Raw genomic sequence first — 23638 nt, 5'->3', positions numbered from 1 at the left:
CGGTCCAATGCCGGGTGCGGGTCTTTGAATCCGCTCCGTCTTTGTTTAGAACCGGCGGATGCCGACACGATTCGCGTGATTCGCGAATCACCGCCTGCAAGGAGCGAGCATGGCCTCGAAGGACGACGACGATAACAAGCCCGACACCAAGGACGATGAGCATTCGCTGGACATGAGCCAAACGGCGGTCAAACGGATGATCGCCGAAGGCCGTGAGCGGGGCTTTATCACCTATGACCAGCTGAACGCCGTATTGCCGCCCGATCAGGTCTCGTCTGACCAGATCGAGGACGTCATGTCGATGCTCTCGGAAATGGACATCCGGGTCGTCGAAAGCGACGAGGACAGCGACGACAGCGAAACCGGGGGGCAGCTCGCCACCACCGGTTCGGGCTCGCGCGAGGTCGCTCTGGCCACGACCGAGACCGAAAAGCTCGACCGCACGGACGATCCGGTGCGGATGTATCTGCGCGAGATGGGCTCGGTCGAACTGCTGTCGCGCGAGGGCGAAATCGCCATCGCCAAGCGGATCGAGGCCGGTCGCAACACGATGATCGCGGGCCTGTGCGAAAGCCCGCTGACCTTCAAGGCCATCACCATGTGGCGCGAGGAGCTTCTCGACGAAGACATCCTTCTGCGCGATGTGATCGACCTTGAGGCGACCTTCGGCCGCGTGCTGGACGAAGAGGGCGAGGACACCGAGCTTGAAACCGCCGAGCCGGTGGTCGGCGCGGCTCCGGCCCAAGCGCGCACCGGCGACGAGGAATTCGACGCCGACGGCAACCCGATGCGCCGCGAAGACGAAGAGGATGACGAGGACGGCCAGAGCCTGTCGCTTGCCGCGATGGAGGCCAGCCTCAAGCCGAAGGTTCTCGAAACGCTCGAGCAGATTGCGCATGGCTATGAAGAGCTTGCGCATATGCAAGACAGCCGGATGTCGGCAACGCTGAACGAAGACAGCACCTTCTCGGCCTCGGACGAGCTGGCCTATCAGCGCAAGCGCTCGGAAATCGTTTTGCTGGTGAACGAGCTGCACCTGCACAACAACCGCATCGAGGCGCTGGTTGACCAGATCTATGGCATCAACCGCCGCATCCTGACGATCGACTCTGGCATGGTGAAGCTGGCGGATGCCGCGCGCATCAACCGGCAGGAGTTCATCAAGGCCTATCGCGGTTGCGAGCTTGACCCGACCTGGGTTGATCGGATGTCCTCGGGGACGAGCCGCGGCTGGCAGACGCTCTTCGACAAATCGCGCGATCAGGTTGATCGCCTGCGTGGCGATATGGCCGATGTCGGGCAATATGTCGGCGTCGATATCGAAGAATTCCGCCGCATCGTGAACCAGGTTCAGCGCGGCGAGAAAGAGGCGCGGCAGGCCAAGAAGGAAATGGTCGAGGCCAACCTGCGTCTGGTGATCTCGATTGCCAAGAAATACACCAACCGCGGTCTGCAATTCCTTGATCTTATTCAGGAAGGCAACATCGGTCTGATGAAGGCCGTCGATAAATTCGAATATCGGCGCGGCTATAAATTCTCGACCTATGCGACCTGGTGGATCCGTCAAGCGATCACGCGCTCGATCGCGGATCAGGCCCGGACGATCCGGATCCCGGTCCATATGATCGAGACGATCAACAAGCTGGTGCGCACCGGTCGTCAGATGCTTCACGAAATCGGCCGCGAGCCGACGCCGGAAGAATTGGCCGAAAAGCTGCAAATGCCGCTCGAGAAAGTGCGCAAGGTGATGAAAATCGCCAAGGAGCCGATCTCGCTCGAAACCCCGATCGGGGACGAGGAAGACAGCCAGCTCGGCGATTTCATCGAGGACAAGAACGCCGTCCTGCCGCTGGAATCGGCCATTCAGGAAAACCTGAAAGAGACGACGACGCGGGTCCTTGCCTCGCTTACCCCGCGCGAAGAGCGGGTTCTGCGGATGCGTTTCGGCATCGGTATGAACACCGATCATACGCTGGAAGAGGTCGGTCAGCAGTTCTCGGTCACCCGCGAACGGATCCGTCAGATCGAGGCGAAAGCTCTGCGCAAGCTCAAGCATCCCTCGCGCTCGCGCAAGCTGCGCAGCTTCCTCGACCAGTAACAGCCGGTCGCAGCGAACACCGAAAAAGTGAGAAACGCCGATGGTCTTGAATCATCGGCGTTTTTCGTTTTGGCGTGCTGGACCCATGCGATTTCTGAGAAACGATCCATCGTCCCAAACGTTTTCCTGCCAGATGCAAAAGGCATCCGGGCAGGGCCCGCGAGGGTCCGGGGTTAGAGGTTTGAGGGTAAAGAAATGTCAATCAAATCAATACTTTTGGGCGCCGTTGCGATCAGCACCGCGCTTTCAGGGGTGATGCTTCCCGTCCTGTCGGCCAGCGCCGAAGAGGGGCATCGCCGTCCCGCCGCAGAGCAAAGCCGGGGCGAAGCGCGCCCGGTGATGCGTGCTGAGGCGATGCGTCGCGAAACCACCGAGAGCCCGCGCCAGGAACGTGTCGAAGTTCGGCGCGCCGCCGATGCGAGACAAGATCACACCGAACGCGCCCCGACCCATCCGGGCAAGGGCCACAGCACCGGTCCAGTGCCGCAACCCACCCATGTCAAGGCGCCGACCCATCCGCGCAAACCGGGTGAGACGGTGATTGTCGACCGCACCGTGATCGACGAGGGCTTCGGGCCGTTCTGGCCGGTTGGCCCGGCGGTTGTGCTTGAGGACGCGGCGATTGCCTCGGTCTTTGGCTGGCAACCCACCGAGACCGTGGTCGAGACCGTGCCGCTCGCCGACTTTGGCGAATGCCACTATCATGTTGTGACCGACCGGGTCACTGGCGCCGAAAAGGTCGGGGTCTGGATTGATGGCAAAGAGGTGATTGCCGGATCGAAACATGCGATCGAGCAGGTGCTGACCAATTGCACCGCGGAAAGCACGCCGGCTTCGACCTTCGCTCAGGTGGTGGATGGCTTCTATCCCGAGCTTGGCGGCTACAATCTCGTCACCACCGGCCCCGGCATTTACGCGCCCGAAATCATTCGCGAGAACAACATCGAGCGCGTGACCTATTTCGCCCGCGACAAAGCCAATGAGACCGTGAAGGTCCATGCCAGCTGGGGGCCGAAACAGGCGGTTCAGGTCAAAACCGAAAAGATCTGACCTGAGGCAAGGTGATCAGCTCAGCTTTTCGACGAAGCTGGCGAAGTGATCGACGAAACTCTGCAGGAAAGCGCGGGTGTTTTCGTCGGTCACGCTGCCGTCCGCACCGTAGGCCTCCGGTTTCCACTGGATATAGGCTTCCGGCCCGGGCATCAGGATCGTGGACAGGCTCGCCAGATCATTGCGCAGGCGGGCCTGACCCACCGCAGCACCGATCGCACCCGGAGACGCTCCGGTCACTGCGGTCGGTTTGTTTTTCCAGCAGCTCTGGCCATAGGGACGCGAGCCCCAATCCATCGCGTTTTTCAAGACGCCCGCATAGCTGCGGTTGTATTCCGGGGTCAGCATCAGGATGCCATCGGCCTCGGAGACCTCTTTTTTCATGCGCAGCACCGCCGCCGGCGGATTGGCCCAGAGGTCTTCATTGTAAAGCGGCAGGTCGCCCAGCTCGACGTAGTGGAACTTGAGCTTGCCCTCGGCCAGCTTTTCCAGTGCATGGGCGAGGCTCAGGTTGATTGCCCCTTTGCGCAGCGAACCGACCAGCACCGCAATGGATTTCGTCATTGCATTTCCTTTCAATCGCAGTCTTTTGGCATCCATAGGCAGAGGATCCGGGACGGGATCGGCTAACCCCTTGGATACGGGCTTGAACGGCAGGCACAAAAAGGGAACACTGCCGCAACCTGACTTGGCGATATCATATGACTGCGACCCCTTCCATGACGATTTCCGCGTGGTTCTCGGACCCCGGGCGGCTTCAGCTTCTTCTGGCAGCTGGGCTTTTTCTGGCGCTTTTATGCTTCTCGCTGTGGCGGCGTGCGGTCGCGGGTTTGCGGGAAAGCGCGATCCGGGCCGAGCTTCTTCAGACGCAGCTCTCCGAGCAAGCGGCGGGCGCGGCGGCGGTTGCCGCGCAGCTTGCGGCGCGCGCGGCCGAGGCTGAAGAGCTGCGTCAGGCCCGTCACCAAAGCGAGCTGAGGCTTGGGCGGATGGAAAGCGCACATGCCGGGCAGGGCGCGCGGCTGGCCGAGCTGGTCGAAGAGCGTGACGAGCTGCGCGATGCGCTTCATGCCGCGCAAAAGCTTGAGGCTGGCCTGCAACGCCAGCTCGCCGAGACGCGGCTTGCGGCGGACAAAGATCGCGAAAGTGCTGAACGCGACATTGCCACCCTGCGCGAGGTGCGCGAGGAGATGAGCAAGAATTTCAAGCTGATGGCTGACGAAACCCTGCGCGTTCAGGGCGAGGATATGCACAAGCGCCAAAGCGAGAACCTGACCTCGCTGCTTACGCCCTTCCGCGATCAGGTCCACCGCTTTCAGACCGAATTGCAGACCCGCAACAAGCAGACTGACGAAGAGCGCGCGCGCCTGCGCGAGCAGATCGAGGGGCTGCACAAGCGCTCGGAGGAGATCTCTCGCGAGGCGGTGGCGCTCACCCGCGCGCTCAAGGGCGACCGCCAGAAGCAGGGCGCTTGGGGCGAGATGATCCTTGAGCGGTTGCTTGAGGAATCGGGGCTGGAAAAGGGGATCCATTACCTCACGCAAGACACGCGACAGGACGAGGAGGGGCGGCGCTGGCGCCCGGATGTGGTGGTGCGCCTGCCTCAGAAGAAGGTTCTGGTGATCGACAGCAAGGTCTCGCTTTCGGCCTATGAAGAGGCGGTCAATGCCGAGGATGCTTTGGTCAGTGCGGCGGCGATGAAGCGCCATGTCGCCGCGATCCGCGCCCATATCACGGGACTGTCGGACAAGGGCTATCAGGGGCTCGATCAGGGCGCGGTCGATTATGTGCTGATGTTTATCCCGATCGAGGGCGCGTTCTCCGAGGCTCTGCGCGCCGATCCCGATCTTGCCCGCTTCGCGATGGAGCGCCGCATCGGGCTGACCACGCCGACCACCTTGATGCTGACGTTGCGCACCGTCGATCACATCTGGACGGTCGAGCGGCGCGAAAGCAATGCCATGCAGATCGCAGCGCGCGCGGGCCAGCTTTACGACAAGCTGCACGGGTTTGTCGCCGCCGTCGAGGATGTCGGGACCCAGCTGGAACGCGCCCAGAAAAGCCATGCGCTCGCCATCGACCGGCTGACGCGCGGGCCGGGCAATGTCATTCGTCAGGCGGAAATGCTGCGCGAACTCGGCGCGCGGACGCAAAAGCGTCTGGGGCTCGACCATGACGGCTTAAGCGCGATGCAAGAGGACGCGCCGGTCTCGCTGCCGCTTGAGGATCAGGAGGAGGGCTGAGGCCTTCCCCCTGACAAAGTTTTAGGCGGTTTTGCGGCGGGTCGCCACGAAGGCCAGAATGCCCGCAGCAATCCCTGCGCCTGCCCATTTAAAGGGCAGCATATCGGCGGTTTCGCTGCGGATCGGGCGCACGGTGACCGTGCCGGGGCGGCTTTCCAGCGCACCATTGGCCGCCGCGAGCTGATCGGGCGAAACCACCCATTCCGCGCCGTTCTTCTTGTCGTAATACATCATCCCGCAGCCGACGACGACGGCCACCAAAGCAGAGATGACCAGTCTTACCGTGAAAGACATCTGACCCTCGATTGTTTGTTTTGTCTGGGGTCTGTTCACCATGTCCGCTTTGCAGGGGCAAGGGTGAAAGCCCCTATTTTGCCGGTGTTGTCGGGGTCTTGGTGAATTGATGCGCCATGAAGATCCCAGCGCGGCGCCAGGCCTCGTCATTGTCGCCGCGAAAGTTGAGATCGCGTTTGAAGAGCACATGCTGCTGATCGACATCAAGGACCTGCACGAAGGCCTGCATGATGAGGCTGCTGCTTTTGTGGACAACGATGAAGATCGCGGTCTGCGCCCCGGCCGCTTTCGCAGCCGCAAGCAGGCATTCCGGCGTTTCCTTGGGGCAGGCGGTGGCAATGTCTTGGGAGGACAGCGCGGTCGCTCCGATGTCTTCGGTCAGCACCTGCGTCAGAATGGCGATGCGATCAAGATGCGCCGCGCTTTGGTCGGTGGCTTCTTTCGACGTGTCCAGAAACTTCACCGGCATCACCACGATTCCCTCGGCGCGCGAAGGGTGGGGCAGGGCAAGAGCAAGCAAGAGAATGAGCCAGCGCATGGAAGTACCTCCGCCACGAGCCTAGCAGAGCGCGCGGCTTTGCGCCAGAAAACACCAGATCTGCGAGGCAAGATGCCTTGGCGCGCGACGCGAGGCTGATCCACCGCAATAGGACGGCTGCGGAAATGACCATGTGGGGGAGAGGGTGAGAGGCTGGACCTTGTAAATAGCAATATAAAACAGATAGTTATGAAATTTCTGGCACGAAATTTAGGAAAATTTCTGGCACAGATTACATTGCGTTAACCTGATGCAGAAAGGGCGAGGTTTCCCCCGCCCGATCTAGTTTTATTCCACACAGTAAGTATCGGCACCGCGCCAGCGGAGAGGCTAGCCGTGCCGCGTCGGGGTTTTGCAAATGCCTTGCGCGCACTCACCGACTGATCGCAACCGTTCGCGCTGTTGCTGAGTGCGCTAGGTGGTCAGCCTAGTTTGAATATACAGCGCCTCTAGCTGGCAGTCGCACGGGCGAAGATTTTCCATCATCTCTAGTGAGGGACCGGCAGACCCATCTTCACCGCCACCTCTTCAACATCCGCCACCAGGGTCACCGGCATGATACCAGCTTGCGCCAGTCGCCAGCCTGCATCAGCAAGCGCGATCTCGGCGGCATCCCGGTCGTTCTGGTCTTCGATTGGTAGGGACCGAAGCGCCAGCAGGCGGTGCAGGCGATCCCATTCAAGTTCGAGCAGGTAGATATTTCGCTTCATCACTGTCCCCTGTGTTGATGGGACGAATCTGACATGCCTGACGAATCTGCGTCAAGAACTAAAATATAATAAAAACAATAAGATAGTCTGTATCCGAATACATACGGCAGCAATGCTGACTTGGTTCCCGTCCGGAAGCTTGGGGTGGTGCAGGAAGTCAGAACATGCCGAAGTTCGGATCGGCGCGCATGACGGCATCCTGCCTCTCTGCTTCCGTCATGCTTGCGGCCTTCGCGAGGGCGCGCTTCTTCTTCTTCGCCTCGTATTGCTGTTGCTTGTGGCGCTCTTTCTTCTGCTCGGGCGTCAATCCCGCAAGCTTGGTATAATCGCGAACGTCCCGATTTTCCTCTTGCTCGACTTTGGCGCGGTAGTTGGAGCGCTTATTGGCAAGGCTCAGTTGATATTCCGGGTCGGCGCGCTGTTTTTCGAGGCGTTGAGCATTCTTCTTTTGCCGCTCGGCGACCTTCGCCGGGTCGTTGCGGCGCACCTTTAAAATATCGCGTTGCTTTGCGGTAAGGGCATCGAACCAAGCTCTAACATGGGGTTCAAAATTGCCGCCGCCAGACTTGCTCTTATACAAGTGGTGGCAGTAGCTCCCGAGTGAAACTTTATCGAGCTTGGTAAATCCGTTTCTTAATATCCAGTTCAATATACCTGTATCTGACTGCCCCGCGAATGGCGCGAGTGGTTCAGATTCGGAAATTGAATTGGTGTTTTGAGATTGACTGATGCCGCCAATCAGAGTAGTTTGATTATGCATAGACGTTCCGAATTACCTATGTTCAAGCCGGGTGTTGCCAGACACCCGGCTTTCTATTTACGCCAACGCACGGTCGATTTGGTTCGCGATAGCACCAGCCGTCGCGGACGACATGGGGAAGCGCTTGCCCGTAAGGGTCGAGGTTAAAAGAAAGCCGATGCCGCGCCGTTTGACCTGCGCAAAGCGCTCTTCGATATCGAGCCGGTGACCGGCAGCGATTTCGCGAAGGCGCTTAGCGAAGTCCACGGCCTCGGCCCGCGTCGGATCAAGCTTAATGTCGTCCAGGGTAATCCCGACCTGATTGACGGCTTTCACTTCGACGCGCACGCCGGGAAGGTCGCCCGAGATTGTGCCCGCCTCAACCTCCCGCTCGATCCAGTGAATAAGCGTGTCGGCAACGCTCAGGCCGCGAGCCTCAGCGACTTTCTTGATTTGTTCGAGCCGTGAGGCAGGGATTTTGATGTAACCGGAAGTGGTCGCCATGTGGGTGCTCCAATGATATTGGTTTACTGGTAGCACGGTGGTTGCAAAAAAGCAACATAAATTTATGATTGGTTGCAAAATAGATACAGTCGATAGGGGCGCGTGAGTGAGCCGGATGATATTGGCCTTTGAGGCTGGCGAGCTATCGGGTCGGAGAGGTGGTCAAGTGAAGAGGGGTCGTGCGAGGGCGCGCAGCGCCCGAGTATGGCCGGAGGGGTATCCATAAAGTTTGTCCACATTTTCTCCGTCATTTAATAGTCTTCTTCTCTTAGATATATCTTAATATACGACGAAAATGTGGACAAACCTGTTCCGGTCAGGTTTTCCCCTCTCTAAAGGAGAAAATGTGGACATCCGCGGTTGTCCTCAGGGTTTTGGTGGTTGCTTGCCCTCTAAAGGAGAAAATGTGGACAATCGCCATTGCTGCGCCGAAAGTTACCCCGGCGTTACCTCAAGATTCCCCCGCTGCGTCGCTGGCGAACAAGTTCATCCCGGACAAGATCACGCATACCGCGTTCGGTCTCTTTCGCTATCTGGCGGGCAAGGTCGCCATTCTGTTCCGGTGTGCCGCCCGAGGCGTTCACCGTGATCGGTCCACCTGTCACGTTGATGTGCTGCACGGCGCCCCGGAGCGAGTCACTGGCGGGCGTTGCGGCCTTCTTGGCAGCACCGACAAGGCCACCGCGTGAATAGCCCTGTAGCGCGCGCTGATGAAGCCTTTCGAGATTGCCCACGCCAATGCGTTCGGTCGCGGCTTTCGACAGGACAAATTCGCCGCGATGAACAAGGCCCGCGACCTGATGCTTGCCGCCGTCGCCGGTATAGCCACCGGCTGCAAAACCAGCGGGCGGGGTCAGGGCCGAACCAAGCCAGCCCATCGCAGAGCCGAACGGGCCACCCTGACCAGCAAAGCCAAGGATCAGCTTCAAGAGCGAGTTTTGAAGGATTTGCATCCCGAGATTGCGCAGCGCACCGGCAAAGGCTTCGCTTCCCTCGGTGGCACTCATCACCAGATCGGTGAACGCCTGTGCGCCCTGCTTAGTGTTATCTTCAACGCTTTTCATCTGGTCGCCTGCCTGCTCGGCCTTCTGGCCTGCCGTGACATAGGCGCGGGCCAAGGCATCCACCTGGGCGATAAGCTCGGGCGTCTGGCTCTTCCCGGCTGACAGGGCGGCAGTGAGAAGGCTGGCCTTCGTCTGGGCAAAATCCATCGCGCCCGCCATCTTCTCGCCCGAGGCGGCAACGGCCAGCAAAACCGATGCCTCTGTTTCTAGGGCGGTCGTCTTTTCCTTAATGCTCGCGACCTCGCGGGCGTAATCGTCCAGCTTCTCGGCTTTGGCACCGCCGCCGCCTTTGGGCTTGCCACCACCGCGCGCGGCCTTGTCGGCAGCTGCACGAGCGGCATCACCCGCCAGCGCGGCCTCGGCGGCAGTGGTGATCTCGGCTTCGGTCAGCACGGCACCGGCAGCAGCGGCACGTTTGCGCGCGTCGGCGCGGGCTTCCTCAAGTTTCATGCTCGCGGTTGTCGCAGCGTTCCGTTCAGCCTCGGACTGGGCGAAGTTCTCGTTCGCCTTGGTCATCGCGTCTAGGCTCGCCATGCTGGCCGCTTCGGCCTCATTGCGATCCCGCAGCGCCTTCACTGCCTTGCCGTCCGCAAGTGAAGCCATCGCGCTGGATAGCGACTGTGCAAGCGACAGGACGCCCGCAATCGCACCACCGAGAACGCCAAGCTCACCAATCACCGTGCCGAAGCTGGCGCGGTCCACGTCCGACAGGCTGGCGAAGGTGTTATCCGCCTCGCGCTTAACCTCGGTCAGTTGGGCCGCGAACTCTTCGCCGGTCATGGTGCCGTCTTGGAAGGAACCGGCAAGCGCCTGCATCCGATCGGCAGCAGCTTGCAGCGCGTCGGCAGCATCATCATTGCCCATCAGGCGAAGCGTGGCGGCAGCGTCCAGCAAAGCAGGGGCTGCGCTAGAGGCGCTATCCGCAAGCTGGTTATACTGTTCGGTCAACCCCCGAAGCGTGGCGGCGTTCTCCTGTGCGGCCTGCTCGCTTTGGGCGAGGTCATCATAAAAGGCATCGCCAAGAACCTGACGCCCGACAGCCTCATTCGGAAAGAGCGCATCAAGGTGGTCGCGGAAGTCAGTGAGCGCGACCACGCCCTCGGCCACCGAGATCACAACACGCTTGCCGAAGTTCGAGACGCTGGCCTGTAGCGCGGTAAACTTACGGTCGACCTCGGCGGCGCGGTCGATCACGTCGCTATCAAGGACCGCGCCGACTTCATGGGCGCGTTCAATCGTGGCGCGCATGGCGTCTTCGCCTTGCCCGAGTAGGACGGCAAGCTGTTCCGCGCCCGTGCCGCCGAAGGTCTCATCAAGGATGCGGTTCTGTGCGGATTTGTCGAACTTGCTGGCCCGTCCAAGAACCTCAAGCATCAGGGCCGAGGGGTCTTTGAGCTTGGCCTTCAACTGGTCGGCGGAATAGCCAAGACGGGTGAAGGCTTCGGCGGCAGGACCGACGCCCGTAACAATGAACTCGTCGGCGCGCATTCCAAGTTCTTTGAACCCGTCCGCGAGGGCGTCCACGCTGATCCGGTTTTCATCGGCGAGGTATTTCCATTCCTGAAACACGGTCGTGGTGACGCCAGCCCGTGCCGCCTCGTTCTTGATCTCTGCAATCCCGCGCGTGGCCTCGCCAAGAGAACGGGTGAACTCGGTGATGCCACCGACAGCAAGACCACCGGCAAGCCCGCCCAAGAACGCGCTGCCAAGCCCTTTCAATGCCGAGGGGATGCCTTCAAACGCTTTGCCAATTTTCGGCCCGAGGCCCTCATATTGCTGGGCGATCTTCTGGGCGTTGCGCTTGGCAAGCTGTTCCATCCGCTGTGAAGCACGGTTTTGCTGCGAGATTGCGCGATTGAAGTCCTTCTCCCATTTAGAGACATTCGCCTCAAGCTTGATCAGAAGGCCGGTTTCATCGAGTGCCATATTAAAGCTTCCTACTCATTACGCGACAAGAAGACCGAGAACATCATCCCGGCTGTAATAGCTGCCTTGATCTTTATCAGTAACCGCGCCGGATACAGCCATGCTGGCGGCAACTGCCCCGTCGATATGCCCGCGCTTCTTATCCGCCTTACTCATCCAAACCACGCCGGTATCATTCACCACAGCCGCCACACCGTCGAAATGATGCCGCAAGATCGGGTGATTAGTGTGCCGAATTAGTCGCCCATTGACTGCTCGGATAAGTTCGCCGTTCGCTGGCCCCATAATCGCAATACTTTGTTTCATTTCGACCATATGGATACCCTCGGATAGAAGTTCGGTAGCCATTGCCCTAAATCCGTAGGGATCATAGCCAACCCGCCGAACATCATGCCGGGCGCTTATCTCGCGAACAACCTCGGCAACTGCCTGCTGCGTCACCATGGGGCCGGGAACAACAATTAGTTGCCCGTCCTTCACCCATTGACGATAAGGAACCTGTTCAAGCCGTTCGCGATCTTCTAGCCTTTCCGACTGCACAAAAAACCAAGGCTTGATCGTGATCTTTCCATCATGCACGCCGCCCTCGTGCCGCCATGCTGCGACGATACAAGCAAGGTCGCCTGTCTGGGCGTAGTCCACACCCAGATAGCAGGGGCAGTCTTCGAGGTCGGTTTCGTAATCGACAGGCTTACCGTCCTTGCCGATCTCGGCAGTGAACGCGCCCGCGTCGTATTCATCGAAGTTGAAGAGTGGCGAAGTGGAGTTACCAAGCCATTCGTTCAAGGCCATTTGGCGAAATTCATATCCCTCAATCGGATCATGTTGCGCTGTAATGGCGTCGTCGCGCATTTCATCCAAAATAGGATATCCATATCGCATTCCGGGATTGACCTTATGCCAAACCTTTTCGTCTAACCAATCGTCACCCTCTTCCGGCTCGAATATGATTGGCAGCTTGGTTGGGTTATTAATCTTACCTAATGCAATATCACGAAAGAGCGAATAGCGATCATAGGCAAAGCCATGCCGTCCACGTCCAGCGGTGGTTGTCGTGATAAACAACGCCCCACGCTTACGACGACCTTGCCACATTGAGTCCCAGAGTTTCCGGTTTTTCCAGACATGGACCTCATCACACATAACGAACGTTGGCGTCCGGCCTTGGTAACTGTCGCCATCGGCGGTCGTGGTTTCCAACTTCGTTCCGTCAATCAGGCTCTTGGCTGATTTGGTGCCGATCTGGGGGTTATTGATCCGAACCGCTTGCGCAAGGTTGCTATCGGCGCGAATGATCCCCATCGCCTCCAGAAAGCCAATTTCCGCCTGTTTGCGGTCGCTGGCACAAAAGTAAGCCTGACCTTGCGGGACCGCTTCCGGGCCGAGAAGGTGAAGCAGTGAGAACGCAGCAGCAAGCGAGGTCTTACGATTGCCACGCGGAACTTCAAGCCAAACGTCTTTGACAATTCGTGAGCCGTCCGGGTGGCGCGGCCCATAGATGCGCCGGACAATCCGCTCTTGCCATTCGTCAAGCTGAAAGGCGTTCCCCGGAAGTGCGCTTTGCGGATGCGACAGCGAGCGCAAAAACTGCACCGCCTGTTCGCCATAGCCGAACGGATCGGGAATTTCGGAGCCGTCAAAAATCCAATGCGGATAGGTGCTTTTGCTCATCGACGGAAACTTAAAGGGTTGGGGCGTGCGTTCGGATCGGGCTGGTCAGCACCGCCACCGATGCGGGCGCGGCTGGTCGGGGTCAGGCCATATTCGGCGGCAAGCTGGCGTGCCGTTTGCATGTAGCGGATTTGCAAACCGCCTAGCTTGAGGTCCGGGACCGGCATCACGTTGATAATCTCGGCGATCTGGCAGGCAGCACCGACAGCGCCGCAATAGTTTTCGACGCCTGCCAGATCGGCGCGGGTGATGATCTGGCGCGCGATCAGTTGCGGCATGATCCGCCGCCATTCGGCTTTTGCCCATTTCGACAGGTAGGCCGGTGCGGGCGGGGCTTTGGTCAGCGCCTCGGCGTCCTTGGAGACGGCAGGCTTTATGCCGCGATGATGAACGCTCATGCCGCCACCGCCCGTAGCTCAAGCCCGCGCCGCCGCCCGATCTCGGCAATGGCGACGATATTCCAGACCTTGCCGTCATGGGTGATCCGATCCGCGACCGAGACGCCCGGAATCCAGCGGATCAGAAAGACCGCGTTCGAGGTCGTGCCTTCCACGTCATTGCGCAGGAACTCGGAAAGACCAGCTTGCCGAAGCTCGGCCCGGCCCGTGGCGTAGGTCGTCCAAACCTCCTGAACCTTCCGGCTGGCGGTCAAGGTCTCGGTCAGGCGTTGCAATTCGATGCGGTGTTGAAGCTTGCCCGCCTGCATCAGATAGCCCTCCACCGGATCACGGCCCGCAGCTTGATCGCAGCGTGACTGTGCGACTGCGCCGGGTCAGGATCAGGAACCCATGCCAGCGAAGGCCGGTCCCATTCATCGAACCAGAAACCAGCGGCAGGCGGGGCGTCCATCAGCACAGCCAGCACCGCGCCTGCGATCTCTTGCGCCACGTCCGAGGAATCTTGCACTGCCCAAAGGTGAAGGATCAGGCTCACCTCTGCCACCGTCTGACCACTGGCAGCACGCCCGAGGATTTCGACATTGCCCGCAGGCAGCAGGATTGCAGGCATGAATTCGGGGCGGATGCTACCTGCCCGGATACGCTCGGGCGCGACATGGGCAGTGACAGCAGGCGAGGCCGCAAGCGCGTCACCGACAGCAGTTTGAAGGGCAAGGGAAGGCTCAAGCATTGACAGCCTCGCGCCATGCTTTGCGAAGGGCGCGGTTAATGCGCTGTTCCTGCTTGCGACGGTTCAAGCGCCATGCCGGGTTGAAGAACGGCTTCGCGGGCATGGCGCCAGTGCTGGTGCCGTCCTTGTGCTGGCGTTCGACCGTGCCGCCTTCGACCAGATGGGCATGACGGGCGTCAGTGTCGCCCGCCGTCACCAGCACTTCGAGCGGTCCAGCCGTGCGCGCACCGCCGTCTGTGCTATGGGCGGGCGTGGTCTCACCGGGGCCGGTGACGTGAATGCTCTCGATCAGATCGCCCGTGCGCCGCGATGCCTCGGCCAGAGCGCGGGCGTCCTTGGCGACTTCCTCGCCCGCCCTCATCAGCGTCGGACGGATAGCCTCGGGCATCTTGTCGCGCAGCGCCATGAGCTTGCGTTGAAGCTCTTCGCTTCCTTGAACGAACTCGCCCATTACGCGGCCTCGTCGGGCGTATAGCTGATGACGTGGCGCTTGAGCCCGGACAGCAGGTCATGGACGCCATAGGGAAGCTGATACGGGCTGGCGAAGGTGACAGCCTCGCGGCTCTCATAGGAATGCGAGACCAGCAAGAGCGCGGCCTGAACCATCAGAGCGTTGGCAGGGTCGAACGGTAGGCCGGTATAGGAGGAAACCCACGCCTCGGCCACGTTGGCATAATGGGTCAGGATTTCGGCTTCGTCTTCCCGCTCACCGGGAAGGATATTCAGGTGCGCCCGGACAAGGGCAGTCGGCAGGGGCATAACAAGCAACTCGCGAAAACATCACTGTTGCATAAATACCACATGCCGATTCGGCTGAAAAGTTAAATTCGGCCTATCTTGCGCGTGCCTCCCCCCGCCGGTTCCCGAGATGGCGCGGAAGTTCAGAGATACCCCCTCCTTATGCTGGATGCAGAAGAGCAGTTTCCAACGCGGACTCTGAAAAACCATCAAGCAATGAAATTGCAGGATCATGCCAACTAATGCAGTCATCTACTGATCGCAAGAATATCTCCTCGCCATGAGCAATTGCGTCTCTCTTCTCCTTTAACGTCGAGCAAAACGCTCTGTAAAGGCTGTGGTCAAAAGTGCATTGGACAACCCAATCAGACAGAAAGCGAAGCATCGGATAGCTGAAGTTTGAAGTATCGATAACTGCTTTTTGATTTATACCGCCTATTAGATCCGTCCTGAACTCTGCAACATCAGGTCGGCAGAGTAAGTATCGAGCATCAGAGGAGTGCCTTATGGCCTCCTTTCCATGAAAGGAGAGCCAAGCGGTTCGATAGTCATATCCTTCTCTTGGATGAACTTTTAGATAGTCCAAATATGCTCTGGAGACTGCCTTAATTGCTTGATCGCAATGCGCATATATCATCACCGCCCAAGATCGGCACAGGTAGGCCTCCTCAGCTCGTCCCGCACGACTTTCAGCAATAGCGCGCGCCTGAGAAAGCTCAAGCTTTCGCCATGACCTGATACGGTCAATTTCCAACTGGAGTTCATCTATATTCATGTCGATCGCGACTAAATCTTGAAATACTTAGCACCCAGCTTGACCAATTCGGGGATGCGCCTTTGAGCGTTCTTTCCGCTTCCAGAAGCAGTTCTAAATGCTCTATTGGACCCGACACTGTCAATTTTCTCCTTGAGAACTTTTTTCGATGGTAGCTTCTCAATGTTCTGTGCCACACCAAGAGCTACAGCTTCAAAAAATGAAATGGAGAATTTACCTGTTCCGGGGCTACTCTTGTAGCGCAGAGCATTTTCACCCCATGCCGCGAGAATGGCATCGAAGGTTTTCTTAAAGGTCACCTCATGCCCTGCATAGTCAAAGCTATCATCAGAAAGTATATTCCTAAGGGCTTTAGTTAAGAATACATCAACACTTTTAGCTTTTGGCAGGCTTTGTATCTCGTCAGAGAGAAAGACGATAAACCTTAGAACAAGCTCCACATCCATACGGACCGATAGATCGCGATCAGACATGCCGCACACTTTTACGAACGGTTCGTATTGAGCAAGGCTTTCAAACCACTTTAGAGCTTCAGGATTCTTCCCGGCAATAATAGCATTACGCAGTTCCTGTCCGGAAATTGATGTTCCGCCCGAGTTCAGCCTTTGGAACAGTTCGAATTTTGCGTCAAGATCCGTTTCGCGGAGCAGGATTGTTAGCTGTATCTTGGTTCTTCGGAAATCGAGTTGAATTCTGCGCCCAAAGTCTGCCCAACCCTTTCCAGTGAACTCCTCGATATAATACAGATCATCAGACAGAGTTTCGAACGCAGTGTAATATGCATTACGCTTTGTCTCATCATCAACAATTCCCATGAAGTCGAATATTGTCGACAGCCTCTGCATCCCATCGACGACTTCCCAGTTCCCTTTTTCGTCTTGAGCGACAAAAACCGAAGGAAGCGGTAACCCAATGAGAATAGATTCTATTAGCTTTGACTTCTGCTCCGAGCTCCAGCGGAAGTATCTTTGATATTCTGGTCGGAGGATGATTTCTCCCGCCTCATACATACTTGCGAGCTCGCCAATCGACATTGGATAAGAGTCGGTTTTTACCGTTTGCCTTGCGTTATCAAGAACGTCTTCAAGGTTGACAGAATTTTTAGACAACAAATGCACTCCTAGTAGGCGGCTGTGCTATCTTATCCAGTGATTCTTTCGCTTGTCGAGATATGTGTTTCTCGCTCAAACCTATGCACGTCCCTGTCGTGGCAGGGCTTGCAGAGCGTTTGCAGGCTGTTCCAGTCTCAGAACAATGCCTTATCGCCAGTGTATTGAGGTATGTTTTCGCGCGGCTTAGTCATCTTCTGTCGGAGATGCGCCGCCCGGCGTAGTGACGCGCTCGCGCAGCGAGCCGCCTTGGGTGTCAATGGTGATCGAGGTGGAGCTCGCAGCGCTAGCGTCGTCGTTTTTGTCTCCGCTATTGCGCTCGATGGAGATGCCGCCCGAGATCATGTAGCCGCCCGTGACCACCTCACCGTAGGCGATAGGAACAATGGCGCCTTCGCGCAGATTCGAGGTTGGGCCGGACATGGTGAAGCTCTGGGTGGTATCTTCAGCTTTCTGCTGTGGGGCGATCAGAGAAGAGGCGCCCGTCAGCAGCATCCCCGTCCCTATCTGCCCGACGATCTGCGAGCCTGTGACGTTCGAACCTGCCCAGAGAGCGCCACCAAGCAGGCCACCACCGCCAGCCGTAGCAGCAGACAGGCCAATGAGCGCAATGCCCGCGATGATCTTGCCGAGACCGCCCCGCTTGCGCCCCGCAGCAACTGGGACGATATGTAGCGCGTTCTGGCCTAGGCGGAATCCGGCAAGCTGCGCTTCTTCGAGGCTGAGGCCATTGGTGCGGGTTTTACCAACGACGATCTCATAGAACCCGTTTCGGATCGCATTGGCGAAGGTCGGGAAATTGGCGCGAAGAGCCATAAGGGCGTCTTGAATCGTTTCAATATCGAAACGGAAATGACGGCCAAACTCTTTCCCAAGAGCGCCGTGAAGATAGAGGTCATTCATTTGAAGCACGTTCCATTCGCTGTTTCACCCGGTCGTGACAGGGCTTGCAGAGTGATTGTAGATTGCGCCAATCAAAGAGTAGCTTAGGCACGCCCCTATGTGGCTTGATATGGTCGACAACCTGCGCCTCGGCCCCACAGAAGGCACAGCAAGGATGCACGCGCAGGAACTCGGCCCGGAGCTTGCGCCATTCGGTGCCATAGCCGCGCTGCGAGGATGAAGGCCGGTTCTGGTCGTGGCGGCGCTTGCGCTCGCGTTGGCGTTCGACCTGACATGCGCAAAGCTGATCAGCCGGAACAATGGCACCACATGAGCAAAGACGGGGCGGGCGTGGCATCAGAACATTGCCTGTAGTTCGCGCAGGCCCATGCGGTCGAAGTCTGGATCAAGACCTTGCTCTTCCATCTGGCGGCGCTGTTCCGGAGTGAGCGGCTGGCGTTTCGTTTCGCGTTCTTCCGGCGTGGCGTTTTCGACCTTTGCACGTTCGCCCTTGGCGATCAGCGCGGCCTCGATCTCTTGCAGGCTGGCGTTCCAAGTCTCGGATGGGGGCCAATCGAGATAGGCAGTCGCGAAGCCGTAGAACTCGGCAATGACAGATTCCCATGTCATGCCGGGTCCGTCGCTCGGGCCGTCCGATGGGGCAGGCAGCAGGTTCGCCATGAGATCAAGACAAGCCGCCTGCGCTTCGGGCAGGACGGGCGCAAGCGGCTTGTGTGACAGGGACAGAAGAAGACTGTGCGCCCCTGCCTCATCCGTCGCGGTTGCGAGGATCACGCGACGGATTTCCGTGAAGCGCCCGCGCAGGATGCCGGTGAAGGTGGCAGAGATGCCACCCGGCAGAGCCTCAAGAGCAGCAGCGGCCCGCAGATCGGCGCGCAGTGTCACGGCATGATCGCCAAGACGCAATTGAACCTCATGTGCGGGCTGGAGCATGGCTTATACGGCCATCTTCAATTTGGAGAACACGTCCGCGCGGATCACGCCAGCACCAACGCGACGGCGGGCATGGAAGCGGGCAAGGCCCTTGGTGCGCTGTGTCAGCAGGTCGGGCAGAACATCCAATTCCACGCGGTCATAGATGCGATACCCCGCCTTGAAGTCGCCAAGCATGATCGGAGTCGCGCCACTCGCGATGTTCGGCATATCCAGAGCTTCGACGACCGGACGCCCGAGAATGGTTTCAGGCTGGCCTGCCTGATAGCTCGGTTGCCAGAGGTAGTTGCCGTTGCCGTCTTTCAAGGTGCGGATCACGGCCAGCGTGGTGCCGTTCATCACCCAAGTTGCACGGTTCCGATAGGTCGCAGGCATGGCATAGAATTGCCGGATCAGGGCATCTGCCGAAAGATTGGTTGCGTGACCGTTGTTCACTTCGGCGATGCCGGTGGCGGTCATGAAGCCTTGCGGCTGAACGGCAGCAGTAGCACCAGCGCCGCCATTGACGAAAGCGACGGCCTCTTTCTTGCCGAAGTCTTCGGCCAGTGCGAGGCGGATCTCTGCTTCGACGTTGGCGGAATCTTCGAGCATCCGAAGCGACAGATCAACAAAGGTCGCAAGTTCCTTGATGGAAATATCCATCTGGTCGAAGCTCGGTTCCGAGGCGGTGCGGTCTTCAGTCTCGCCAACCCAAACGGCGTTCGTGATGCCGGTGCGCTTCGGCAAAAGGATCGTATGCGAGCCGGTTGCGCGCACATCGGCAATCGAGCGGATCGGGCTGAACTCGACCAGATTGCGGATGAACTCGCCCGAGGTCTCTTCCGGTGCCAGCACATAGGCCGGGGCGTCGGCAGCAATGGTTAGCGCCTTCTGGTCGATCAGGCCGGTTTGCAGAAAGTTGACGAATGCCTTCTTTTCGCTGGCGTCAGTTGATTTCTCATCCACGACAGCAGGGCGATTGCCCTTGGCTTCAATCTTGTCCAGACGCGACAGAACCGCGTCGAACTTCTTCTGGTCGAAGCCCGAGGCATCATTCGCCGAGGTTTTCGATTTGTCGTCATTCAGGTTTTCGTTTTCCATCTCGGAACTTTCACTCATTACAGATTTGACAGAGGTGATCTGCGCCCCCGGATGCGCCGGGACCGCAACAATGCTGATTTCGTGAAGTGCAAGGGCGCTGATGGTGCGCCCCTTCGCATGGCGTTGGGCGGACTTGGTGACAAAGCCAATCGAGAGGCCAGAAACCGCACCGGCCCGGATCATGGCGCGAACCTCGCGGGCGCGCTCGACCTCATCGATCAGAAGGCGACCTTTGACAGCCAGACCCTCGGGCGTTTCCGCGATCTCATCCCAGACCCCGACGACTTGGCCTTGGTCATGGGCGAAGAGCATAGGCAGCGCCTCGGGCCGGTCGAAGGCACCTTTCTGGATCACGTCGCCCACGCGGTCGGGCGTGCCGAAGGGCCAAGCAAGCCCGGTGATCTCGCCGGACTCGCTTGCCGTGATCTGCGCCTTAATCTCGATACGGTCGCTCATGCCAGCCCCACGATACCCGTTGCGGTCGTGCCGGTGGCGAAGACGCGCGAGATGCGAAAGGGCAGGATGCAGGCGTCCGGGACGGTCAGCGTCACGTCCGCGCCGCTCTTCATCCGCACGCGGATGGTGCCGCCCGTATTGACGTTCAGACCTTTGGTGACTTGGGCCAGATCGGAGCTATCCGAGGGCATGATTGCGAAAGCATCCTCAACATAGGGCGAGGCCAAGCTATCGGCGTAGCCCTCGAAACGGTCTTTAATCGGCATGTTGAACCTCTTCGGTGCCAAGCCAGCGCGCCGCCAAGATCGTTGTGGCGAGCGGCAAGATTTCGGAAATGGGGCGATTACGGGCGTAGGCGTTCACAAGGCGCTCGGCCTCTTGGGGATTGCAGCCGCCGCCGATCAGGCCAAGGCGGATCACCTCGACCAGATCGGCGAGGCCGAACGCCTGCGCTGTGAGCCGCTGGAAGATGGTGCCAACGCCTGCGCCGGTCTTGGCCTCAAGCTCAAGCAGCATGTCATCGGTCAGGGTGAAGGCGCGTTCCTGATCGCCAAAGAAGCCAGTCACCGAGATCATGCGTCAGCGTCCAGATTGAGCAAGGCGCGCGCCTCGCGGGGGTCAATGATCTTGGCTTTGACCAGCGTCATGATACGGTCAAAGCTCTCGCGGTGATCGGTCAGGGCGGCGAGTATCGCCGCCTTTTGCTTAGGCGTCATTGGTCGTTTCCTGCTTGGAGGGGGCCGAGGCAACGCCACCGCCCGAGGTTGTGAAGGGATTGGAAAGCTCGTCGCCGCCGTCCATCGGCGGCAGGTTCAGACCGGCCCGAACCTCGTTCGGGGTCAGGGCGCGCATGGCGACGAATTGGCTATAGGCGGTGGCCTGCGCCGCAAAATCGACGGCCAAGAGGTCTTTGGTTTCCGCTTCGACATAGAGCGCCTTGCGCTCTTCGACGGTCAGCAGGACGCGGGCATAAGCAGCCTGCCAGCGCTTCAGCCAAGGCCGGAGCGTCATGGTCAGGAATTGCTGGCCCATTTGTTCGGTGTTCGACCATGTGCCGCGCGACAGTTCAAAGAGCATGGTCGGCGGGATGCGGAAGGCACGGGCGACCTCGCGGATTTGCTCAACCCGGTTTGTGTAGAACTCGGCATCGGTGTTTGTCGTCGCGAGCGGAAAATACTTCATGCCACCGTCGAGGATCGCGGAGCCGCCCGATTTAACCTGTGACCAGCCGGAGATGATCTTGGCCGAAGCTTCGGGCTTCAAATCCTGCTCGGTGGAGAGGTAGCCCGAAGGACGGCCAGCTTGACCGAACCAGTCGGCAAGGTGCTGTTCAGCGGCAAGGGCGAGACCGATTGCCTCTTTTGCGTGTTGGATCGGAGAAACACCGTCGAGCGTCGAGATATGCAGAACCTCGGCGAAGGGCAGCACCGTGTCGCCGCCGTCCTTGAGCCGGGCCTTGTAGCGCGGTTCACCGTAATCATCGGCTTCGATTGCAACCGCGCTCGGCTCGATCCGGTGAAGCCAAACCGGCAGGCCCTGAGTGTTGCGCGTAACCACGGCGAAACCGTGGCCGGTTAGCAGGGCATCACGGGTCAGTTGCTCGCGCAGTTCCTCGGCAGAGGTCCATTCGTTCGCCTCGCCGTGGATCAGGCTATAAGCTGGGTGATCCTTCTGCGCCTCGCGCGTGTCGCGGTCGTGAAGCTTAAACGGCAGGTTCCCGCAGGCTTCCGCGATCAGCCCGACAGCACAGGTGACAGCAGGGACGCGCAGGGCCGTGGCGCTGTTGACAGTGACGCCAGAGCGGACCGGCAGACCACCGAAGAGCGCCAGCGCCTCTGGCGAATTGAGGGTGAACGCCTTGGACTCAGTGACGCCTTGCCCGATCTCGCGGGCAAGGCGGGCAGTGATCGAACTCATAAACACGAAACTCGCTACAGTCTTACTGTTGCAATATTGCCACAGCAAGGCGAGTCCGTCAACGGCTTAGTTTAGTAGACTTAGCTAGGTAAGCTTGTAACTCGGCATCTTGGCTATTGCGGCGATCTTTGTCCGCAACGTTACATCACCGTAGGCATCGCCAACGCTTTTGGCGGCATGGCCTTGGAGGGCATCTAAAATCCGATCCTGTATACCAGCTTCGCGCCCTCGGGTCTTGAAGGCGTGCCGGAAGCCGTGCGACGGCCAAACGCCATCAGGAACAAGCTTCTCGCGCTGTAACCAGTCACTAATGCGGTTCGCAACCTTCGAGGCAGCGTAACGGTATTTCTCCGGTTTCGTCTCGTTGGTGAAGATCGGGCCGGAGGCGATGGTTTCGACATACTGCATCAGGCCAAGCTCAATCAGTTGAGGGTGAAGCGGAACGTCACGGAAGTCGCCCGTCTTGGTCGTGCCTGACTCGGGACTGATGCGAATGACGACAGAGCCAAGCTCTTCGCGGAAGTCCTCGCGCCGTAGCTGAGTGATTTCGCCAATGCGCGCCCCGGTATGCGCGGCGATCAAAGAGGCCCAACGCTTAGCAGCGCTCATCCTCGGCCCCTCAAGCACCTTGCCATGAAACGGAACCAGCGGTTCATAAGCTCGGACGAACTGAAGCAGCGTCTCGGCCTCTTCGTCCTTGAAACCCTTCTCGCGCAACCTCACAACCTTCTGGGCGTCCACCCGGAGGGAAGCAGCGGGGTTCTGTTCAATGCGATCTGTATCATGCGCCCATCGGAAGAGCGCCTTGACTGTCGGCACATAGACCTTGCGCATGGTTCCGGCTGAGAACTTTTGGCTCGCGGCCTCTTGCCATTTCCTGAGATCTGCCTTCGTGGTTCGGCGGGCATCCCGATAGCTTAGGTGATCCAATAGGCTTTGGATCGGCAGAAACTGTCTGCGCCCGCCGTCCTTCATATAACCGAGAGTCTTGCGATACGTCACATAGTCCCGCCAGAGGAATTCGATATCAACAGGCGGCAGAGCCTCTGTTTTTGCTGCCGGCGCTTTAACGATTGGATCGCTCGGCCTTCCTGTATAATCGCCTTTGTCGCGCTCAAGCGTGCGGTTCAAGGCTTCGATCTCGGCGCGCATGAGATGTTTCGCGAGCGTGACGCGCTCGGCTGATCCAGCCGGAGCGGCAAGCCCGTGCTGATTCAGGTATTCATCAATCTCATGCTCAACCTGATGGGTTTTGTTCTCGGCCAGTTCTCGGCGTAGAGCGTCGAGCCGGGCTTCGCGGGCGTTTTTGTCGAACGCTTTAGCATTCCGCATTACCAGCAGGTCAAGCGATTGCTCAACCACGGCCAGAGGGTCATCGGGGATGCCGTTTCGCTGGAAACGTCGCACCAGCTTGGCCTTTTCCGCCTCGATAGCGGCAGGGGTCGGCAGGCGATCACGCTTTGCCTCATCCTCGGCCAGCATCGCCATGTAACGACGCCAGACCGCAATACCATAATCCTGCGTCGTGATCGTAGGGCGATGGGGTAGAGGCTCGCGAAGGGTAGCGATGCCTTTAGCGTGGCTGATCTGTGCTTGTAGCGCCGCGACGGCAGAGGCCAGCGCCCGTTTCGCCTCGCGTCGGTCGGCACCAAGAGGGGCGGTTAGCTCGGTCTTGCCTAGGATCGGTTGTAGCGCGACAGGGACCGCCATGCGGGCGTAGAATCGGCCACCCTTTTCCTTCCAATGTCGGTCGTTACCAGCCATC

The 23638-nt window shown here is 59.0% G+C and carries 27 protein-coding genes; 3 read left to right on the top strand and 24 right to left on the bottom strand.

From position 1 onward, the window contains the following. Nucleotides 1–109: 109 nt before the first annotated feature. On the top strand, nt 110–2098 hold the full coding sequence (gene rpoD / locus JCM7686_RS11060; RefSeq protein ID WP_020950921.1) for an RNA polymerase sigma factor RpoD: 1989 nt from the start codon (nt 110–112) through the stop codon (nt 2096–2098). A 195-nt stretch (nt 2099–2293) separates the two neighbouring features. Next, complete coding sequence (locus tag JCM7686_RS11055) at nt 2294–3148, top strand: hypothetical protein (RefSeq protein ID WP_020950920.1); 855 nt, start codon at nt 2294–2296, stop codon at nt 3146–3148. A 15-nt stretch (nt 3149–3163) separates the two neighbouring features. On the opposite strand, the gene JCM7686_RS11050 is transcribed toward JCM7686_RS11055, so the two are convergent. Beyond that, a complete protein-coding gene (locus tag JCM7686_RS11050) occupies nt 3164–3712 on the bottom strand; it encodes an NADPH-dependent FMN reductase (protein ID WP_020950919.1) in 549 nt (182 codons plus the stop codon). A gap of 155 nt (nt 3713–3867) precedes the next feature. On the opposite strand from JCM7686_RS11050, the gene JCM7686_RS11045 reads away from it, so the two are divergent. Continuing rightward, nucleotides 3868–5388, top strand: a complete 1521-nt coding sequence (locus tag JCM7686_RS11045) for a DNA recombination protein RmuC (protein ID WP_084621064.1) — start codon at nt 3868–3870, stop codon at nt 5386–5388. 21 nt (nt 5389–5409) lie between these two features. On the opposite strand, the gene JCM7686_RS11040 is transcribed toward JCM7686_RS11045, so the two are convergent. From JCM7686_RS11040 to JCM7686_RS10940, 23 genes are all read right to left on the bottom strand, one after another. Then, the gene (locus JCM7686_RS11040) at nt 5410–5682 is read right to left on the bottom strand and encodes a hypothetical protein (RefSeq protein ID WP_020950917.1); all 273 of its coding nucleotides are present in this window, start codon (nt 5680–5682) and stop codon (nt 5410–5412) included. Between the two features lie 73 nt (nt 5683–5755). Beyond that, on the bottom strand, nt 5756–6220 hold the full coding sequence (locus JCM7686_RS11035) for a DUF2380 domain-containing protein (RefSeq protein ID WP_020950916.1): 465 nt from the start codon (nt 6218–6220) through the stop codon (nt 5756–5758). A 488-nt stretch (nt 6221–6708) separates the two neighbouring features. Next, nucleotides 6709–6930 (bottom strand): hypothetical protein, encoded by a 222-nt coding sequence (locus JCM7686_RS11030; RefSeq protein ID WP_041527296.1) that lies wholly within the window; start codon nt 6928–6930, stop codon nt 6709–6711. A gap of 157 nt (nt 6931–7087) precedes the next feature. Continuing rightward, entirely contained in the window at nt 7088–7690 is a 603-nt protein-coding gene (locus tag JCM7686_RS24400) for a hypothetical protein (RefSeq protein WP_020950914.1), read from the bottom strand. Nucleotides 7691–7747: 57 nt separating this feature from the next. Next, nucleotides 7748–8173, bottom strand: a complete 426-nt coding sequence (locus JCM7686_RS11020) for a hypothetical protein (protein WP_020950913.1) — start codon at nt 8171–8173, stop codon at nt 7748–7750. A 446-nt stretch (nt 8174–8619) separates the two neighbouring features. Further along, nucleotides 8620–11163 (bottom strand): phage tail tape measure protein, encoded by a 2544-nt coding sequence (locus tag JCM7686_RS11015; RefSeq protein WP_020950912.1) that lies wholly within the window; start codon nt 11161–11163, stop codon nt 8620–8622. Nucleotides 11164–11181: 18 nt separating this feature from the next. After that, on the bottom strand, nt 11182–12834 hold the full coding sequence (locus JCM7686_RS11010; RefSeq protein ID WP_020950911.1) for a terminase large subunit: 1653 nt from the start codon (nt 12832–12834) through the stop codon (nt 11182–11184). Further along, nucleotides 12831–13232, bottom strand: coding sequence for a P27 family phage terminase small subunit (locus JCM7686_RS11005; protein WP_020950910.1), 402 nt, complete (start codon nt 13230–13232; stop codon nt 12831–12833). The genes JCM7686_RS11010 and JCM7686_RS11005 overlap by 4 nt, the downstream gene beginning before the upstream one ends. Then, the gene (locus JCM7686_RS11000) at nt 13229–13540 is read right to left on the bottom strand and encodes a phage head closure protein (protein ID WP_041527294.1); all 312 of its coding nucleotides are present in this window, start codon (nt 13538–13540) and stop codon (nt 13229–13231) included. The genes JCM7686_RS11005 and JCM7686_RS11000 overlap by 4 nt, the downstream gene beginning before the upstream one ends. Continuing rightward, a complete protein-coding gene (gene gp17 / locus JCM7686_RS10995) occupies nt 13540–13962 on the bottom strand; it encodes a tail completion protein gp17 (RefSeq protein ID WP_020950908.1) in 423 nt (140 codons plus the stop codon). Before gp17 ends, JCM7686_RS11000 begins: the two co-directional genes overlap by 1 nt. Next, a complete protein-coding gene (locus JCM7686_RS10990) occupies nt 13955–14413 on the bottom strand; it encodes an HK97 gp10 family phage protein (RefSeq protein ID WP_020950907.1) in 459 nt (152 codons plus the stop codon). Before JCM7686_RS10990 ends, gp17 begins: the two co-directional genes overlap by 8 nt. Continuing rightward, nucleotides 14413–14721 carry a head-tail connector protein gene (locus JCM7686_RS23460; protein ID WP_020950906.1) on the bottom strand — a complete coding sequence of 103 codons (309 nt, stop codon included), beginning with the start codon at nt 14719–14721 and terminating at the stop codon, nt 14413–14415. The genes JCM7686_RS10990 and JCM7686_RS23460 overlap by 1 nt, the downstream gene beginning before the upstream one ends. A gap of 139 nt (nt 14722–14860) precedes the next feature. Further along, nucleotides 14861–15454, bottom strand: coding sequence for an MAE_28990/MAE_18760 family HEPN-like nuclease (locus JCM7686_RS24395; RefSeq protein ID WP_148292610.1), 594 nt, complete (start codon nt 15452–15454; stop codon nt 14861–14863). A gap of 32 nt (nt 15455–15486) precedes the next feature. Then, the gene (locus JCM7686_RS10980; RefSeq protein WP_020950904.1) at nt 15487–16584 is read right to left on the bottom strand and encodes a DUF262 domain-containing protein; all 1098 of its coding nucleotides are present in this window, start codon (nt 16582–16584) and stop codon (nt 15487–15489) included. A gap of 186 nt (nt 16585–16770) precedes the next feature. After that, nucleotides 16771–17487, bottom strand: a complete 717-nt coding sequence (locus tag JCM7686_RS10975) for a tail assembly protein (RefSeq protein ID WP_020950903.1) — start codon at nt 17485–17487, stop codon at nt 16771–16773. After that, nucleotides 17480–17824 (bottom strand): HNH endonuclease, encoded by a 345-nt coding sequence (locus JCM7686_RS23970; RefSeq protein ID WP_020950902.1) that lies wholly within the window; start codon nt 17822–17824, stop codon nt 17480–17482. Before JCM7686_RS23970 ends, JCM7686_RS10975 begins: the two co-directional genes overlap by 8 nt. Further along, the gene (locus JCM7686_RS10965) at nt 17824–18420 is read right to left on the bottom strand and encodes a hypothetical protein (RefSeq protein ID WP_020950901.1); all 597 of its coding nucleotides are present in this window, start codon (nt 18418–18420) and stop codon (nt 17824–17826) included. The genes JCM7686_RS23970 and JCM7686_RS10965 overlap by 1 nt, the downstream gene beginning before the upstream one ends. A gap of 3 nt (nt 18421–18423) precedes the next feature. Continuing rightward, complete coding sequence (locus JCM7686_RS10960; RefSeq protein WP_020950900.1) at nt 18424–19956, bottom strand: phage major capsid protein; 1533 nt, start codon at nt 19954–19956, stop codon at nt 18424–18426. Continuing rightward, nucleotides 19953–20222, bottom strand: a complete 270-nt coding sequence (locus tag JCM7686_RS10955) for a spike base protein, RCAP_Rcc01079 family (protein ID WP_020950899.1) — start codon at nt 20220–20222, stop codon at nt 19953–19955. Before JCM7686_RS10955 ends, JCM7686_RS10960 begins: the two co-directional genes overlap by 4 nt. After that, nucleotides 20212–20532, bottom strand: coding sequence for a gene transfer agent family protein (locus JCM7686_RS10950; protein ID WP_020950898.1), 321 nt, complete (start codon nt 20530–20532; stop codon nt 20212–20214). Before JCM7686_RS10950 ends, JCM7686_RS10955 begins: the two co-directional genes overlap by 11 nt. Further along, complete coding sequence (locus tag JCM7686_RS24700; RefSeq protein WP_158442356.1) at nt 20529–20672, bottom strand: hypothetical protein; 144 nt, start codon at nt 20670–20672, stop codon at nt 20529–20531. The genes JCM7686_RS10950 and JCM7686_RS24700 overlap by 4 nt, the downstream gene beginning before the upstream one ends. Then, nucleotides 20662–21873, bottom strand: coding sequence for a phage portal protein (locus JCM7686_RS10945; protein WP_020950897.1), 1212 nt, complete (start codon nt 21871–21873; stop codon nt 20662–20664). Before JCM7686_RS10945 ends, JCM7686_RS24700 begins: the two co-directional genes overlap by 11 nt. Nucleotides 21874–21957: 84 nt before the next feature. After that, entirely contained in the window at nt 21958–23637 is a 1680-nt protein-coding gene (locus JCM7686_RS10940) for a tyrosine-type recombinase/integrase (protein WP_020950896.1), read from the bottom strand. Nucleotide 23638: the final 1 nt, after the last annotated feature.

Source organism: Paracoccus aminophilus JCM 7686, from assembly GCF_000444995.1.
Classification (GTDB): Bacteria; Pseudomonadota; Alphaproteobacteria; order Rhodobacterales; family Rhodobacteraceae; genus Paracoccus; species Paracoccus aminophilus.
Note: the sequence above shows the minus strand (reverse complement) of the source record. Positions and strands in the feature narration are given on the sequence as shown.